Source organism: Micromonospora sp. R311 (assembly GCF_056780015.1).
The window spans coordinates 65,691-79,190 of sequence record NZ_JBSWCE010000011.1; the positions used below are offsets into that span (position 1 = coordinate 65,691).

Genomic DNA, 13,500 nt, shown 5'->3' on the forward strand with positions numbered 1-13,500 from the left:
GCCGACCTTACCGACGTCGGCCACCTGATCAGCGGATATCCACGGTCGAGGATCGGGAAAAGGCGCCGGCCCGCCGGATCACCGGCGGGCCGACACGTCGACTCACGACTCAGGACTTCGGCGCCGGCTCCCGCCGGGTACGCGCGAAGGCCAGCCCGCCGAGCACCAGGCCGCCGGCGCCGGCGACCAGGCCGGCGATGCCGAGGCCGACGGCCACCGCGTCGTCGCCCTCGGCCTCGTCGTCATCGTCGTCGTCCACCGGCGCCGCGGCGGCCCCGGCGGTCGGGCCGGCCGACGGGCTGGCGGCGGTGAGGGTGAGCACCGGCGCCGGGCTCTCCGGCTCCTCGGCGCCGGGGGTCGGCTCCTCGATCCAGCGCACCACGGTGCCGTCGGAGTAGGTCTGCAGCGCCTTGAAGACCATCCGGTCCACCTGCGGCAGCGGCCCCATCGAGACCGGGAACTCCTGGAACTGGCCGGGCTTGACCGCCGCGTCCGCGGTGGCCGTCCAGGTCAGCTTGGAGACCACCTCGCTGAGCTGGCTGCCGTGCACCTCCACCGGCGGGTCGACCTTGCGCTTCTCTACCGCCACCGTCCAGCCCGGCACCGGCATCGTCGACACCGAGCCGACCGGCGCGTTCTCCGGCAGCACCACCTCCACCTTGGTGGTCGACGCCGTGTCGCTCTCGTTCGGCACCCGGAACGCGAACCGGCCGTAGCCGCCCTGGGTCGCCTCCTTCGGGTTGACCGTGACGTGGGCCGACGCGGGCGCCGCGAAGCCGAAAACGGCCGTGGCGACGGCGCCGAGCGCCAACGCCGCGGCGGCGGTCAGGGAACGCCGGTGACGGATCATGAACGGGTACCTCTCTAACGGATCGGCACGGTGGCGGTCACCGTGGCCTGGTCGATGTCGGACGTACGGGCGGTGACGCGCAGCTGCCACTCCCCCGCCGCCGGCAGGTTGATCTCGCCGGTGGCGTGGTTGTCGGTCAGCGGCAGCAGCGGGATCTCGATCGGTTCGATCCCGGCCGACGGCAGCGCGGCGGTGGCCTTCCACTCGACCACCGGCTGCGGCCGGTTGTCCGTCGTGTACGCGTAGAAGTGCACCGAGTTGTTGCCCCGCTCGGCCGGGTCGATCTCAACCTGGAGGGAGAAGAGCGGGCTGGACACCGTGGTCGAGAAGTAGCCGGCGCTGGTGCCGGCCGTGTCGGTGACGGCGGTGCGGGCCGGGGTGATCTGCACCAGGGTCGCGGTCACGCCGAGCACCACGGCGGCGATCGCCAGCTCCACCCAGACGGCCCGGCGCACCTGCCCGGGCCGCTCCGGCCCGATCCGCCGGCGGACCAGCTGCCGGGAGTACGCGGCCACCGCGATCACCAGCGCGAAGAGCCCGACCTTGGCCAGCACCAGCCGCCCGTAGGTGGTGTCGACCAGGGCGCTCGGGGTGGCCACCTCGATCAGCGCCTGGACGGTGCCGGCGAGCAGCAGCGCGGAGACGGCCAGCGCCGCCCAGCGCGACCAGATCGGCAGGATGGCACCCAGCTCCCGCTCGTCGGCCCGGGGCAGCAGGAACCCGGCGAGCATCACCAGCCCGCCCAGCCAGACCGCCATGCTGCCCAGGTGCACCGCGTCGACAACCACCGAGACCGCCGGCGCGGGCGAGGCCGCCGGGTGCCCGGCCACCGGCCAGGTGAGCAACGCGGCCGCGCCGAGGACGCCGAGGATGACCAGGTCGGCCCGGCCGACCGGGCCGGCGAACAGCGGGCGGAGCAGGAACGCCGCCGCGGCCAGCAGGCCCAGCCGGACCAGGTGCGCGGCGCCGAACGTGCTGCCCAGCACCGAGCTGAGCCCTTCGCCGGTCACGTCGAACAGCCCGCCGCCGGCGGTGTACGGCACCTGGAGCAGCAGGCTCGCCACGGTGGAGAGCGCCACCAGGCCGAGCCCGAGCCAGGCCAGCCGGGCCGGGCCGCGCCGGGACAGCCGCCGCGGCCAGAGCGCGGCGAGCACCAGCGCCGGGCCGACGAGCAGCAGCAGGCCGGCGTAGCCGACGTACTTGGCGACCTTGACGGCGGTGCCGACCACCGGGTCGGCCCGGTTGTCGTCGCCCGGGTCGACCGGCGGCGCCGAGGGCGAGCCGACCGAGTAGGTGAACGCGCCGGAGACCGGGTGGCTGTCGGCGGAGATCACCCGGAAGCTGACCAGGTAGGTGCCGCGCCCGGCGGCCGGGTCGACCGGGATGGTCACCACGGCGCCCTCGAAGGTCGGCTCGCCCCGGTCGGCCCGGTCGCCGTCCGGGGCGATGACCCGGATCTTGCCGGGCACCTTGCGTACCGACTCGCTGAAGGTCAGCACCACCTCGGCCGGGGCGCTCGGCACCACGGCCGAGGAGACCGGGCTGCTGCTGACCAGCACCGCGTGGGCGCTGGCGGGGGTGGCCGGGGCGATCAGCAGGGCGACGACGGTGACCAGCAGGCCGGCGAGGGCGGTCAGCCGGGCGAACCAACGGCGGGTGGCGGCAGTCATGCCGGCCATGCTCGCCGACGACGGCCCCTGGCGGCGACCCGGCGTCACCCGCGGCCCGCCGCGACCGCCGTCGACAGCGGCCGGTCCGGCTCGCCGCTGGCCCGCCCGAGCGCCCAGAGCAGCCCGGCCTGGACCACGGCGGCCAGGTGGCCCACCTCGTGCACCAGGGCGGTGGTGGAGTTGGCGATGTCCACCGCGCTGGTGCCGGCCAGGCAGACCGCCAGCACCAGCGCCACCGGCACGAACGCCCGGGCCCGCTCGGGCCGCCAGGCGGCCAGCGCGAAACCGACCGCGAGCGCCACGTCGAAAGAGGCCATCTCCCGGCTGGTGTGCGGGTCCACGGACACGCCGAGCCCGGCGAGCAGGATCGGCAGCGCGACGGCCAGTTGGGCGACCGCGGCCACCCCGACCGCCACCCGCAGCATCTGCCGGCGGGCACGCACCGCCGCCGCCGTCCGCCGGGCGGCCAGCGGGTCGGCGGCCACCGCCGCCAGCACCGAGGCGGTCAGGTCCGGTACGGCCACCGCCTGCACCCGCACCAGCCGGGTCACCTGCTCGGCCCGGGCGAGCCATTCCCGGCAGCCCGGGCAGCCGTCGGTGTGCGCGTCCAGCGCCGCCGGCGCCATCTGCGGATCCTCGCCGTCCAGCCGCGCCGACAGCGCCGCGCGTACGTCGTCGCATGTCATGAGCGGGTAGTCGGCCCCGGTCCGGGAAAAGTTCCCGACGTGGCGCAGGACATGGAAGAGCCGAAGTGCCCTCCCCCGTACCACGGCGCCGCGTAACCTGGTCTGTCGTGATCCCCGCCCCGCGCGACGCCACCGCCGCCGGTCCGGCCGACCCGGCCGGCGCCGCCGCGCGGGAGTCGGCGACCGGGTGGGCGCTGGCCGCCCGCGACGGCGATCCGGTCGCCCAGGCCGCCTTCGTCCGGCTCACCCAGGCCGAGGTGTGGCGCTTCGCCGCCGCCCTGGTCGACCCGGACAGCGCGGACGACCTGACCCAGGAGACGTACCTGCGGGCGTTCCGGGGTCTGCCGGCGTTCGAGGGCCGCTCCAGTGCCCGGACCTGGCTGCTCGGTATCGCCCGCCGGGCCTGCGCCGACCACCTGCGCGCCGTGGTGCGCCGGCGGCGGCTCGACGAACGGCTGGCCGCGCACGCCTGGACCGACCGGCCGCACCCCGACCCGGCCGGTCACCTCGGCGCCGCCGACCTGGTCCGCCGGCTGCCCGCCGAGCGGCGCGGGGCGTTCGTGCTGACCCAGCTGCTCGGCCTGTCGTACGCCGAGGCCGCCGCCGTGGAGGGGGTGCCGGTGGGCACCATCCGCTCCCGGGTGGCCCGGGCCCGCGCCGACCTGGTCGAGGCGGTCGGCGACGCCCTCGCCGGATGACCGGGAACTTCCACCGCAGCCGGGACGACCAATGACCGTGACCGCACCGAGCACCGGGGCCGCCCGCTGGCCCGCCGTCCGGCCCTGGCTCGGCATCGCCGCCCGGCTCGGCCTGGCCGCCGTCTGGCTGCTCGCCGGCGGCTCCAAGGTCGACGACCTGGCCGCCTCCGGCCGCGCCGTGCACGCCTACCAACTCCTGCCGTACGACGTGGCGACCGTGGTCGGCGCCGCGCTGCCCTTCGTGGAGCTGGCGCTGGGCGTACTGCTGCTGCTCGGCCTGGCCACCCGGCTCGCCGCCGGGGTCTCCGCGGCGCTGCTGGTGGTCTTCATCGCCGGGATCGCCTCGGCCTGGAGCCGGGGGCTGGCCATCGACTGCGGCTGTTTCGGCAGCGGCGGCCAGCTCCAGGCGGGGCAGGCCCCGAGCTACCTCCCGGAGATCCTCCGGGACCTGGGATTCCTGGCGCTGGCCGGATTCCTGCTGATCTGGCCCCGCACGCCCGTCTCGGTGGACGGTTGGCTGACCGGGGACGCACCCGTGGAGGACGAGGATGAGTAGTCGCAAGGGGCAGAAGGGTTCGGCCCGGGTGGTCCGCGAACAGCTCGCCCGGGAGCAGCGCCGCAGGCGGACGCTCTGGGTGTCGATCGCCGCCGTGGTCGTGCTGGTGGTCGCCGGCCTGATCGGCTGGAGCGTCTACGCCAGCCAGCGCTCCGACGACTTCACCGCGCCGACCGGCTCGAACGAGGCCGGCACCGGGATCGTCGCCGGCTCCGGGCCGGTCACCATGGACATCTACGAGGACTTCCTCTGCCCGGCCTGCAAGCAGTTCGAGCAGGTCAGCGGCCCGACCATCGACCAGCTGATCAGCGAGGGCAAGGTCCGGGTCGTCTACCACCCGGTGGCCTACCTCAACCGCTTCTCCACCACCGGGTACTCGACCCGCTCCTCGGCGGCCTCCGGCTGCGCGGCGGAGGGCGGCCGGTACCGGGAGTACGCCAAGGCGCTGTTCGAGCGGCAGCCGCCGGAGGGCGGCGCCGGGCTCAGCGACGACGAACTGATCGACATCGGGGTTGGCGTCGGACTGGACCGGGACGGCTTCAGCTCCTGCGTGCGCGAGGGCACCTTCAAGCCGTGGACCGAGCACGTGACCGAGGAGGCCAGCAAGGCCAACGTCACCGGCACCCCGACCATCCTGGTCGACGGCGAGCCGTTGGCCGACCGCAGCCCGGAGGGGATCAAGGCGGCGGTGGAGGCGGCGGGCCGGTGATCCGGGACCTGCTGGCCCGCGCCGGGCTGGTGCTCGCCGCGGCGCTCACCGCCACACTCGCCACCGCCGCGCCGGCCGCCGCGCACGGCGCGGACGCCCCCGACGGCACCGACTACCGCACCGAGGTCACCGCGGTCACCCCGGCCCGGCCGGGGCTGAGCGTACGGGTGGTGGAGGCGGGCGCGCGGCTGGAGCTGACCAACACCGGCGACCGCGCCGTGCAGGTGCTCGGCTACTCCGGCGAGCCGTATCTGCGGATCGGCCCGGACGGGGTGTACGAGAATCTCCGCTCCCCCGCGACGTACCTGAACCGGACCATCGCCGGCGACACGAGGCTGCCGGCCGAGGCGGATCCCGCCGCCGCACCGGACTGGCGGCGGGTCGACGACTCGTCGACGGTGCGCTGGCACGACCAGCGGGCGCTCTGGCGGGAGTCCGCCCCGCCGCCGCAGGTGCGGGCGGCCCCCGACCGGGAGCACCGGGTGCGGGACTGGGTGGTGCCGCTGCGCGACGGCACCGAGCCGGTGGAGATCCGCGGCACGCTCGACTGGGTGCCGCCGCCGGATGCGTACATCTGGTGGGTGGTCGCCACGGTCGGGCTGCTCGCGGTGGGCGCGCTCGGGCTGCTGCCGGCCGGGTCCGCGCCGGGCGGGCGGGCGCTGGCCGGGCTCGGCGCGCTGCTGGTCGCCGGCGGGCTGGCCGCCGTCGTGTTCACGGTGGGTCGGGAACTCGACGCCGGCGCCCGGGGCGTCGGCGGGGTGCTCACCGGGCTGCTGGCCGGGCAGGTGTGGGCGCTGCTCACCGGGCTCGGCGCGATCGCCGCCGGGAGCTACGCGCTGGCCCGCCGGCCGGCCGCCGACTTCGCGCTGGCGCTGGCCGGCGCCTGCCTGGCGCTCTTCGCCGGGGTGGCCAACGCGGCGGTCTTCGCCCGCGCGGTCGCCCCCGTTCCCTGGCCCGCGACGTCGGCCCGGCTGCTGATCGCGGTCGTCCTCGTCACCGGCGCCGGCGCCACCGCGGCCGGCGCCCTCCGCCTGCACACCACCACCCGCACCCCCACACCCGCGCCCCACCCCTGACGTTTCCCTGATTCGGGGTTACATCCGCCCTGGTCGAGGCGCCAAGTGCAAGATCGCGGGCGCTAGCGCGGGGTGGGCGTGAAGCCGTAGGGGAGTTCGAGGCGGTGGCGGGCCAGGAGGTCGGAGTCCGCCAGGAGGTCGCGGGTGGGAGCGTCGGCGACGATCCGGCCGGCGTCCAGGATCACCGAGCGCTCGCAGAGTTCCAGCGCGTACGGCAGGTCGTGGGTGACCATCAGCAGGGTCACCGGCAGGCCGCGGAGGATCTCGGCCAGCTCCCGCCGGGCGGCCGGGTCGAGGTTCGACGAGGGCTCGTCGAGCACCAGGATCTCCGGGTGCATGGCGAGCACGGTGGCCACCGCCACCCGGCGGCGCTGCCCGAAGGAGAGGTGGTGCGGCGCCCGGTCCCGGTGCTCGGCCATCCCCACCGCGGCCAGCGCCCCGTCCACCCGGGCGGCCAGCTCCGCCCCGCGCAGCCCCAGGTTGGCCGGGCCGAACGCCACGTCCTCCGCCACCGTGGGCAGGAAGAGCTGGTCGTCCGGGTCCTGGAAGACGATCCCCACCCGCCGACGCACCTCGGCCAGGGTGGCCCGGTCCTGGCTCACCGCCAGCCCGCCGACGCTCACGCTGCCCTGGGTCGGGGTGAGGATGCCGTTGAGGTGCAGCACCAGGGTGGTCTTGCCGGCGCCGTTCGGCCCGAGCAGCGCCACCCGCTCGCCGCGCGGCACGGTCAGGTCGACCCCGTGCAGGGCCACGTGCCCGTCCGGGTACGCGTACCGGACGCCACGGACGTCCAGGCTGGGAGGTGTCGGCTGCACGAGACCGATCATGACAGCACGACGGCGGCGGCGGCGACGCCGGCCGCGAGGACCGGCACCGTGGCCCCGACCAGCCACTGCCCGGCCGTCGCCGCCCCCGCGCCCTGCCACACCGCCGGCATCCGCCCGGAGTAGCCCCGCGACAGCATCGCCAGGTAGACCCGCTCGCCACGCTCGAACGCGCGGAGGAAGAGCGCCCCGACACCGGCGGCGAAGCCGCGCAGCTGCCACAGGAAACGCGGGTCGTCTCCGCGGGACACCCGGGCCACCCGCATCCGGCGGGCCTCGCCGACCAGCACGTCCAGGTAGCGCAGCATGAACGTGGCGATCTGGGTGAGGATCTGCGGGCAGCGCAGCCGGTCCAGGCCGACGATCAGGTCCCGGGTGGTGGTGGTCGCGGCCAGCAGCAGCGAGGCGAGCACGCCCAGGGTGCCCTTGGCGAGGATGTTCCACGCCCCGTACAGGCCGTCCTCGGACAGCCGCAGGCCGAGCAGGTCGACCCGCTCGCCGGCGCCGAGGAACGGCAGCGCGACCGCGAACAGCACGAACGGCAGCTCGATCAGCGCCCGGCGCAGCAGCCAGCCCGGGCCCACCCGGGCCAGCGCGGCCACCCCGGCGACCAGCAGGGCGTACGCGCCGAACGCCCAGAACGCCGCGCGCGGGGTGGCCACCACGGCGAGGGTGAAGACCACCATCGCCGCGATCTTGACCTCGGGTGGCAGCCGGTGCACCGGGGAGCCGGACTCCCGGTACAGCACGTGCGCGTGCCCGGCGCCCATCGACGTACCCCCGCTCAGCCGGCGGTGCCGGCGCGCTGCCGCTCGTCGGCGGCCCCGGCCTCGTCGGCGGCCTCCGGGCCCCGGCGACGGACCAGCCAGAACGCGCCGCCGGCCACGGCGAAGGTGAGCAGCACGCCGACCACCCCGGACAGGCCGGTGGAGAGGAACTCGTTGTCCACGCCGGCGATGCCGTAGTCGGCCAGCGGGCCGCCGACCTCGTGCTCCTGCTCCCGCTGCGCCGGGCAGCTGCCGCCGGTGATGTTGTCCTCGGCGTCGAACGTGCAGCCTTCGCGCAGCGACGAGTCCAGGCCGTCCGGGTGCGACGAGGCGAAGTTGCTCACCACCCCGGCGAGCAGCAGGGCCACCAGCAGCCCGCCGACGACGAATCCCCAGGAACGCTTCCTCACCGGACACCTCCGACGGCCGCAACGGCGGGCGCGGTCGCGGGCCGCAGCCCGCGCAGCGCGTAGACGAGATCGGGTCGCACCTTGGCGACGGTGACCACCGTGGTCGCGGTGATCAGGCCCTCGCCGATGCCGATCAGCAGGTGCACGCCGGCCATCGTGCCGGCCAGGCCGCCCAGGTTGCCGCCCAGGTCGGTGGTGCCGCCGAGCCAGTACTGGAACACGAAGCCCATCGACGCGACCACCACGCTGACCAGCGCGGAGACGAAGGCGGTCACGCCGAGACCGCCCGGGGTGCGGGGCAGCACCCGCAGCAGCAGCGCGATCAGCAGGTACGCCGCGGCGGTGCCGAGGACCGCCATGTTGGTGATGTTGAGCCCGAGCATGGCCACGCCGCCGTCACCGAAGACCAGCGCCTGCACGACCAGCACCACCGCCACGCAGAGCGCGCCGACCCACGGGCCGACCAGCATCGCGGCGAGCGCCCCGCCGAGCAGGTGGCCGCTGACGCCGGCGGTGAAGATCGGGAAGTTGAGCATCTGCACGGCGAAGATGAAGGCGGCGACGAGGCCCGCCATCGGGGCCAGCCGGTCGTCCAGGTCGCGCCGGCCGCGCAGGACGCAGAGCGTCATCGCGGCCAGCGCTGTCGCCGCGAACACCGCGGCGACGGGACCGTCGATGATCCCGTTCGAGATGTGCATCGCCAGGGTTTCCACGCGACCTCCCACGCGACGGCGGGCCTCTCCACGCCGGCGGGCTCAGCCTATTTCCCACGCATCGCTGTTGCCAATACCTTGCAACAAGCCATGGTCTTGATCACGATCGCCGGTCGCCGGCACGGGTCGGTCGCCGGGGCCGGTCGGCCGGCGGGAGCGCTGGGGTCGGTCGGCCCGTCCACGCCCGGCGCGCCGCCCCCGGCCCGGTCGCGCCGGACGGCGGTAGGGTCTCTGCCATGACCGCGCCCGAGCGACTCTCTCCCGGCGACCCCGCGCCCGAGTTCAGCCTCCCCACCGACACCGGGGACACCCTCTCCCTGGCCGACCTGCGCGGACGCAAGGTCGTGCTGTACGCCTACCCGGCAGCCATGACGCCCGGCTGCACCAAGCAGGCCTGCGACTTCCGCGACTCGCTCGCCTCGCTCCAGGCGGCCGGATACGAGGTGGTCGGCATCTCCCCGGACAAGCCGGAGAAGTTGGCGAAGTTCCGCGAGCGCGACGCGATCACCTTCCCGCTGGTCTCCGACACCGACAAGGGCGTGCTCACCGCGTACGGCGCCTACGGCGAGAAGCAGATGTACGGGCGTACGGTGACCGGCGTGATCCGCTCCACCTTCGTGATCGACGCGGACGGGAAGATCGAACGCGCGCTCTACAACGTCAAGGCCACCGGGCACGTCGCCAAGCTGCGCCGGGAACTCGGCCTGGACTGAGGCTGTCGTATTGGGCCACTACCGTGCGTACGTGGTCCGGTACAAGTACAGTCCCGAGGCGCTGGCCGCCGCGGCGGCGGTCGCGCGCAGTGTCACCGAGGTGATGCGGCTGCTCGGCGTACGGGTCAGCGGTGGCTCGCACGCACACATCAGCCGCCAACTCAAGCGCTTCGGCATCGACACCTCCCACTTCACCGGCAGCGCCCACCACCGCGGCCGCCGGGGTGAGCGGCGCACCACCTCCGGGCAGCTGCTGGTACGCCTGCCCGAGGGATCCCGCCGCACTCCCGGCACCCGGCTGAAGTGGGCCCTCGGCACCATCGGCGTGCCGGAAGAGTGCGAGGAGTGCGGCATCGGGCCGAGGTGGCGGGGCCGGCCGCTCGTCCTGCACGTCGACCACGTCAACGGCGACTTTCTCGACAACCGCCCGCCGAACCTGCGCATCCTCTGCCCGAACTGCCACTGCCAGACCGCGACCTACGCCGGGCGCAACCGACGGGTTCAGGCTGGGAGCCCACCGGTCGAGGCCACCCCTGGATCAGCCGCTCGGCGGCGAACCCGTTCCGGCTCCCGCACGGGCCTGGCAGACCAGCATCTTGTCGAACTCTTCGAGCGCGTGGACGCGGGGCAGCTGACGATCACCACAGCCGCCCGCGACCTCGGCTGCTCCCGCGCCCATCTGTACCAGGCGCGTGGGCGCCTGCGCGAGGCCGGACTGATCGCGCCGCGACCCGCTGTCCAGTCGCCGTCCGTCAAGCGGGGACTGGTGCTCAGCCAAGCGCTGGCGCACCCGGAACTCGGGCCGAAGCCGCTGGCGCGTCTGCTTCGCGAGCTGCCGGGCGGATGCCGCGTCAGTCACGGAACGATCTCGAACATCCTTCGAGAGGAAGGCCTCAACACCGTCGCGGCCAGACGCTCTAGACTCTCGGACGCAGGCGGGAGTGGCGGAATCGGCAGACGCGCAGGTCTTAGGAACCTGTGTCCGTGAGGGCGTAGGGGTTCAAGTCCCCTCTTCCGCACCGATGGTGGTTGCGGGCCGCGGGGCTGTCGCAGTCTCGACATCCCCGCCGGCCACGCCGTGCGCCGGTGCTGTCGGGAGCGTCACGATCGCGGGCGACCGGCGCACCGGCCGGGCCAGGATGGCGGGCGTGAGTCTGCGTTTCGTCCTCGACCCCGAGCTGACCCCCGAGCTGCGCGAGCGGGTCGTCGCGCTCTGGGTCGACGTCAGCAACGCCGGCGGTGCGGTCGGTTTCGTGGCGCCGGTGACCGCGACCGAGGTCCGCGCCGCCGCCGACCCGGCGTTCGCCGGCATCGTCGACGGCCCGGACCGGCTGCTGGCCGGGTACGCGGGCGAGCGACTGGTCGCCGTGCTGATCTTCAGCGACAACCGGTTCGACCTGAAGTCGCACTGGTGCGTGCTGAAGCGGGTGATGGTGCACCCTGGCACCCAGGGCCGCGGATACGGTGCCGCGCTGATGCGCGAGGCCGAGCGGCTCGGCCGCGAGCTGGGCTGGGAGGCGCTGCACGTGACGCTGCGCGACGGCCTCGGCCTGGACCGGTTCTACCGGGGGCTCGGCTACCGGGAGATCGGGCGGCTGCCCGGCGCGCTGCGCGTCGCCCCCGGCGACGACCGCGACGAGATCCTGATGTGGCTGGACCTGGTTGATCGGAGCGCCGCCGCCTGACCAGGGGCGGGTAGGGGGTGGCCGCGAGCGGCCGGACCGCGCCGATGGGCGACGGCCCGGCCGTGCGGCCTGATCAGTCGAGGCAGAACTCGTTGCCCTCGGGGTCGGCCATCACGATGTGACCGGCGGCGAGCGGCGGAGCGGGCTCGTGGCGGCTGAGCCGGGTGGCGCCATGGTTGGCGAGCCGGTCGGCCTCCGCCTCCAGGGCCGCCATCCGCGCGTCGCCCGCGAGCCCGGGGGCGGCTCGCACATCGAGGTGCACGCGGTTCTTGGCCTGCTTGGGCTCGGGCACCCGCTGGAAGAACAGCCGCGGCCCGGAGCCCTCGGGGTCGACCAGCGCCGAGGCGTCGTTGCGGCTCTCGGGCGGCACGCCCATCGCCTCCAGAGCCCGCTCCCACGACTCGAAGCCGCCGGGCGGGTCCTGCAGCCGGTAGCCGAGGGCCTCGGCCCAGAAGGCCGCCAACCCGGCCGGGTCGGCGCAGTCGAAAGTGATCTGTACGTCGCGGGCCATGTCAGCTCGTCTCCCGTCGGGTCTGCTGGTGAGTGTGCCGGTGGAGGTCGCGCAGCAGGCACACCTCGGCCAGATGGTGGATCAGTTCGCGGTTGATGTGCAGCACCAGCGCCGCCAGAGGACGCTCGGCGTACGGTCCCTCCGCCTCCCCGCACGGGCGGTCGAGGCCGGTCTCGCCGAGGGACTCGACCCCGGCCAGCCACGTGGCGTACTCCCGGTCGAGCTGGGCCAGTGCCCCGGTCGCGGTTTCGGCGTACTCGAACGACTGGTAGTCGGTGGGCGCGCGGCCGAAGTACGCGGCGTTGCGCACCGCGAGCACGCCGACGATCACGTGCCCGAGTCGCCAGGCGATCGTCGTGAACGGTGGCGGGTCCGGCTCGGGCATCGCGAAGTCGATGGTCATCGCGCCGGTCCCGGCCTGCACCGGTGCGGCGGCGGTGCCGCGCGGTCGCACGCTCCAGCAGCCGGGCACCGGCTCCCAGAAGTACTCGTCGTCGGTGAGTCCGTCGAGGCGGTCGCGCAACTGCCTGGTCCAGTGCCAGGCGAGCTGGTCCCGGAGCAGGGGGTTCCAGGTCTGGTCGGTCATGGTTCCAGCCTCCCGCGGATAGCGGACAGGGTCGGTCCGCTATCTGTGGAACGATGAGCGGGTGACCGTCGAGGCGACGACCGAGCGGGTGCTGCGGTTGCTGGGGCTGCTGCAACGGCGGCCGTCCTGGACCGCGGCCGAGCTCGCCGCCGAGCTCAGGGTCACCGACCGCTCGGTGCGCCGCGACGTGGAGCGGCTGCGCGCGCTCGGCTACCCCGTGCACGCGACGGCGGGCGTCGGCGGCGGCTACCAGCTCGGCGCGGGCACCCGGCTGCCGCCGCTGCTTTTCGACGACGAGGAGGCGATCGCGACGGCCGTTTCCCTGCGGCTGGCGTCGGGGGGCACGGTCGCCGGGGCGGGCGAGGCGGCACTGCGGGCGCTCGCGAAGCTCGACCAGGTGATGCCGTCCCGACTGCGCGCGGAGGTGCGGGCGGTGCACGGCGCCACCGAGACCCTTGTCGGCCCCGGGGTCCAGATCGACGCGGAGCTGCTGGTGACGCTCGCCCGGGCCTGTCGCGACGCCGTGCGGGTGCGGTTCCGGTACGCCGGCCGCGACGGCGGGGAGCGCGAGCGCACGGTCGAGCCGGTGCGGATGGTCACCACCGGCCGCCGCTGGTACCTGATGGCCCGGGACGTCGACCGCGACGACTGGCGCACCTTCCGGCTGGACCGGATGCGCGAGGTGGTGGCGACGACCTGGCGCTTCCGGGCGAGGGCGCATCCGGACCCGGTCGCCTTCGTGCAGCGGTCGGTGACCGAGGCGCCCTACCGGTATCTCGCCCGGGTGCGGGTGCACGCCCGCGCCGACCGGGTGCGGGAGCTGGTGCCGCCCCAGGTGGGGCGCGTCGAGGACGATCGCGACGGGTGGTGCGTGCTGGTCGTCGGCGGGGAGCAGCTGGACTGGATCGCCATGCACGTGGCCCGGCTGGGCTTCGAGGCGGAGGTGCTGGAGCCGCCGGAACTGCGGGAGGCCGTCGCCCTGCTCGCGCGCCGCCTCGCGGCGATGGCCGGGACCGGCTGACGGTCAGTCCCTTCCCGTCACCGTC

17 protein-coding genes and 1 tRNA gene are annotated in these 13,500 nt (G+C 74.8%); 8 read left to right on the forward strand and 10 right to left on the reverse strand.

Annotated features, from left to right (window positions below; translation table 11 throughout):
* Nucleotides 1–109: 109 nt before the first annotated feature.
* The 3 genes from AC1WTP_RS11740 to AC1WTP_RS11750 are packed head-to-tail and all read right to left on the reverse strand — an operon-like array spanning nucleotide 110 to nucleotide 3,206.
* The gene (locus tag AC1WTP_RS11740) at nucleotides 110–850 is read right to left on the reverse strand and encodes a YcnI family copper-binding membrane protein (protein ID WP_481649252.1); all 741 of its coding nucleotides are present in this window, start codon (nucleotides 848–850) and stop codon (nucleotides 110–112) included.
* 14 nt (nucleotides 851–864) lie between these two features.
* Nucleotides 865–2,529: a copper resistance CopC/CopD family protein gene (locus AC1WTP_RS11745; RefSeq protein ID WP_481649253.1), complete on the reverse strand. Its 1,665-nt coding sequence runs from the start codon at nucleotides 2,527–2,529 to the stop codon at nucleotides 865–867.
* Nucleotides 2,530–2,564: 35 nt separating this feature from the next.
* Nucleotides 2,565–3,206: a zf-HC2 domain-containing protein gene (locus AC1WTP_RS11750; RefSeq protein WP_481649254.1), complete on the reverse strand. Its 642-nt coding sequence runs from the start codon at nucleotides 3,204–3,206 to the stop codon at nucleotides 2,565–2,567.
* Between the two features lie 107 nt (nucleotides 3,207–3,313).
* On the opposite strand from AC1WTP_RS11750, the gene AC1WTP_RS11755 reads away from it, so the two are divergent.
* Genes AC1WTP_RS11755 through AC1WTP_RS11770 form a run of 4 tightly spaced genes read left to right on the forward strand, consistent with a single transcriptional unit; the run spans nucleotide 3,314 to nucleotide 6,245 of the window.
* Nucleotides 3,314–3,904, forward strand: coding sequence for a sigma-70 family RNA polymerase sigma factor (locus tag AC1WTP_RS11755; RefSeq protein WP_481649255.1), 591 nt, complete (start codon nucleotides 3,314–3,316; stop codon nucleotides 3,902–3,904).
* A 31-nt stretch (nucleotides 3,905–3,935) separates the two neighbouring features.
* Complete coding sequence (locus AC1WTP_RS11760) at nucleotides 3,936–4,460, forward strand: MauE/DoxX family redox-associated membrane protein (protein ID WP_481649256.1); 525 nt, start codon at nucleotides 3,936–3,938, stop codon at nucleotides 4,458–4,460.
* Complete coding sequence (locus tag AC1WTP_RS11765) at nucleotides 4,453–5,169, forward strand: DsbA family protein (RefSeq protein ID WP_481649257.1); 717 nt, start codon at nucleotides 4,453–4,455, stop codon at nucleotides 5,167–5,169. The genes AC1WTP_RS11760 and AC1WTP_RS11765 overlap by 8 nt, the downstream gene beginning before the upstream one ends.
* The gene (locus tag AC1WTP_RS11770; RefSeq protein ID WP_481649258.1) at nucleotides 5,166–6,245 is read left to right on the forward strand and encodes a hypothetical protein; all 1,080 of its coding nucleotides are present in this window, start codon (nucleotides 5,166–5,168) and stop codon (nucleotides 6,243–6,245) included. Before AC1WTP_RS11765 ends, AC1WTP_RS11770 begins: the two co-directional genes overlap by 4 nt.
* Before the next feature lie 62 nt (nucleotides 6,246–6,307).
* Here the strand turns inward: AC1WTP_RS11770 and AC1WTP_RS11775 are convergent, their stop codons facing one another.
* Genes AC1WTP_RS11775 through AC1WTP_RS11790 form a run of 4 tightly spaced genes read right to left on the reverse strand, consistent with a single transcriptional unit; the run spans nucleotide 6,308 to nucleotide 8,959 of the window.
* The gene (locus AC1WTP_RS11775; RefSeq protein ID WP_481649259.1) at nucleotides 6,308–7,072 is read right to left on the reverse strand and encodes an energy-coupling factor ABC transporter ATP-binding protein; all 765 of its coding nucleotides are present in this window, start codon (nucleotides 7,070–7,072) and stop codon (nucleotides 6,308–6,310) included.
* Nucleotides 7,069–7,839 (reverse strand): cobalt ECF transporter T component CbiQ, encoded by a 771-nt coding sequence (gene cbiQ / locus AC1WTP_RS11780; RefSeq protein ID WP_481649260.1) that lies wholly within the window; start codon nucleotides 7,837–7,839, stop codon nucleotides 7,069–7,071. Before cbiQ ends, AC1WTP_RS11775 begins: the two co-directional genes overlap by 4 nt.
* A gap of 14 nt (nucleotides 7,840–7,853) precedes the next feature.
* The gene (locus tag AC1WTP_RS11785; protein WP_481649261.1) at nucleotides 7,854–8,246 is read right to left on the reverse strand and encodes a PDGLE domain-containing protein; all 393 of its coding nucleotides are present in this window, start codon (nucleotides 8,244–8,246) and stop codon (nucleotides 7,854–7,856) included.
* Nucleotides 8,243–8,959, reverse strand: coding sequence for an energy-coupling factor ABC transporter permease (locus tag AC1WTP_RS11790; RefSeq protein ID WP_481649262.1), 717 nt, complete (start codon nucleotides 8,957–8,959; stop codon nucleotides 8,243–8,245). Before AC1WTP_RS11790 ends, AC1WTP_RS11785 begins: the two co-directional genes overlap by 4 nt.
* Nucleotides 8,960–9,195: 236 nt before the next feature.
* On the opposite strand from AC1WTP_RS11790, the gene bcp reads away from it, so the two are divergent.
* The gene (gene bcp / locus AC1WTP_RS11795; protein WP_481649263.1) at nucleotides 9,196–9,672 is read left to right on the forward strand and encodes a thioredoxin-dependent thiol peroxidase; all 477 of its coding nucleotides are present in this window, start codon (nucleotides 9,196–9,198) and stop codon (nucleotides 9,670–9,672) included.
* Nucleotides 9,673–10,210: 538 nt separating this feature from the next.
* Here the strand turns inward: bcp and AC1WTP_RS11800 are convergent.
* On the reverse strand, nucleotides 10,211–10,531 hold the full coding sequence (locus AC1WTP_RS11800) for a hypothetical protein (protein ID WP_481649264.1): 321 nt from the start codon (nucleotides 10,529–10,531) through the stop codon (nucleotides 10,211–10,213).
* A gap of 76 nt (nucleotides 10,532–10,607) precedes the next feature.
* On the opposite strand from AC1WTP_RS11800, the gene AC1WTP_RS11805 reads away from it, so the two are divergent.
* Nucleotides 10,608–10,691, forward strand: a tRNA-Leu gene (locus AC1WTP_RS11805).
* A gap of 129 nt (nucleotides 10,692–10,820) precedes the next feature.
* Nucleotides 10,821–11,357 (forward strand): N-acetyltransferase family protein, encoded by a 537-nt coding sequence (locus AC1WTP_RS11810; protein ID WP_481649265.1) that lies wholly within the window; start codon nucleotides 10,821–10,823, stop codon nucleotides 11,355–11,357.
* Nucleotides 11,358–11,430: 73 nt separating this feature from the next.
* Here the strand turns inward: AC1WTP_RS11810 and AC1WTP_RS11815 are convergent, their stop codons facing one another.
* Nucleotides 11,431–11,868 carry a VOC family protein gene (locus AC1WTP_RS11815; protein ID WP_481649266.1) on the reverse strand — a complete coding sequence of 146 codons (438 nt, stop codon included), beginning with the start codon at nucleotides 11,866–11,868 and terminating at the stop codon, nucleotides 11,431–11,433.
* Nucleotide 11,869: 1 nt separating this feature from the next.
* Nucleotides 11,870–12,454, reverse strand: a complete 585-nt coding sequence (locus tag AC1WTP_RS11820; protein WP_481649267.1) for a DinB family protein — start codon at nucleotides 12,452–12,454, stop codon at nucleotides 11,870–11,872.
* A 61-nt stretch (nucleotides 12,455–12,515) separates the two neighbouring features.
* Here AC1WTP_RS11820 and AC1WTP_RS11825 point away from each other — a divergent pair, with 61 nt between their 5' ends.
* Nucleotides 12,516–13,475 carry a helix-turn-helix transcriptional regulator gene (locus tag AC1WTP_RS11825; RefSeq protein WP_481649268.1) on the forward strand — a complete coding sequence of 320 codons (960 nt, stop codon included), beginning with the start codon at nucleotides 12,516–12,518 and terminating at the stop codon, nucleotides 13,473–13,475.
* The last annotated feature ends 25 nt before the right edge of the window (nucleotides 13,476–13,500 follow it).

What these genes read in the sequence shown, in the direction of transcription:
- AC1WTP_RS11740 (WP_481649252.1), bottom strand. Translation starts at nt 850, where the DNA reads ATGATCCGTCACCGGCGTTCCCTGACCGCCGCCGCGGCGTTGGCGCTC.
- AC1WTP_RS11745 (WP_481649253.1), bottom strand. Translation starts at nt 2,529, where the DNA reads ATGGCCGGCATGACTGCCGCCACCCGCCGTTGGTTCGCCCGGCTGACC.
- AC1WTP_RS11750 (WP_481649254.1), bottom strand. Translation starts at nt 3,206, where the DNA reads ATGACATGCGACGACGTACGCGCGGCGCTGTCGGCGCGGCTGGACGGC.
- AC1WTP_RS11760 (WP_481649256.1), top strand. Translation starts at nt 3,936, where the DNA reads ATGACCGTGACCGCACCGAGCACCGGGGCCGCCCGCTGGCCCGCCGTC.
- AC1WTP_RS11765 (WP_481649257.1), top strand. Translation starts at nt 4,453, where the DNA reads ATGAGTAGTCGCAAGGGGCAGAAGGGTTCGGCCCGGGTGGTCCGCGAA.
- AC1WTP_RS11775 (WP_481649259.1), bottom strand. Translation starts at nt 7,072, where the DNA reads ATGATCGGTCTCGTGCAGCCGACACCTCCCAGCCTGGACGTCCGTGGC.
- cbiQ (WP_481649260.1), bottom strand. Translation starts at nt 7,839, where the DNA reads ATGGGCGCCGGGCACGCGCACGTGCTGTACCGGGAGTCCGGCTCCCCG.
- bcp (WP_481649263.1), top strand. Translation starts at nt 9,196, where the DNA reads ATGACCGCGCCCGAGCGACTCTCTCCCGGCGACCCCGCGCCCGAGTTC.
- AC1WTP_RS11815 (WP_481649266.1), bottom strand. Translation starts at nt 11,868, where the DNA reads ATGGCCCGCGACGTACAGATCACTTTCGACTGCGCCGACCCGGCCGGG.
- AC1WTP_RS11820 (WP_481649267.1), bottom strand. Translation starts at nt 12,454, where the DNA reads ATGACCGACCAGACCTGGAACCCCCTGCTCCGGGACCAGCTCGCCTGG.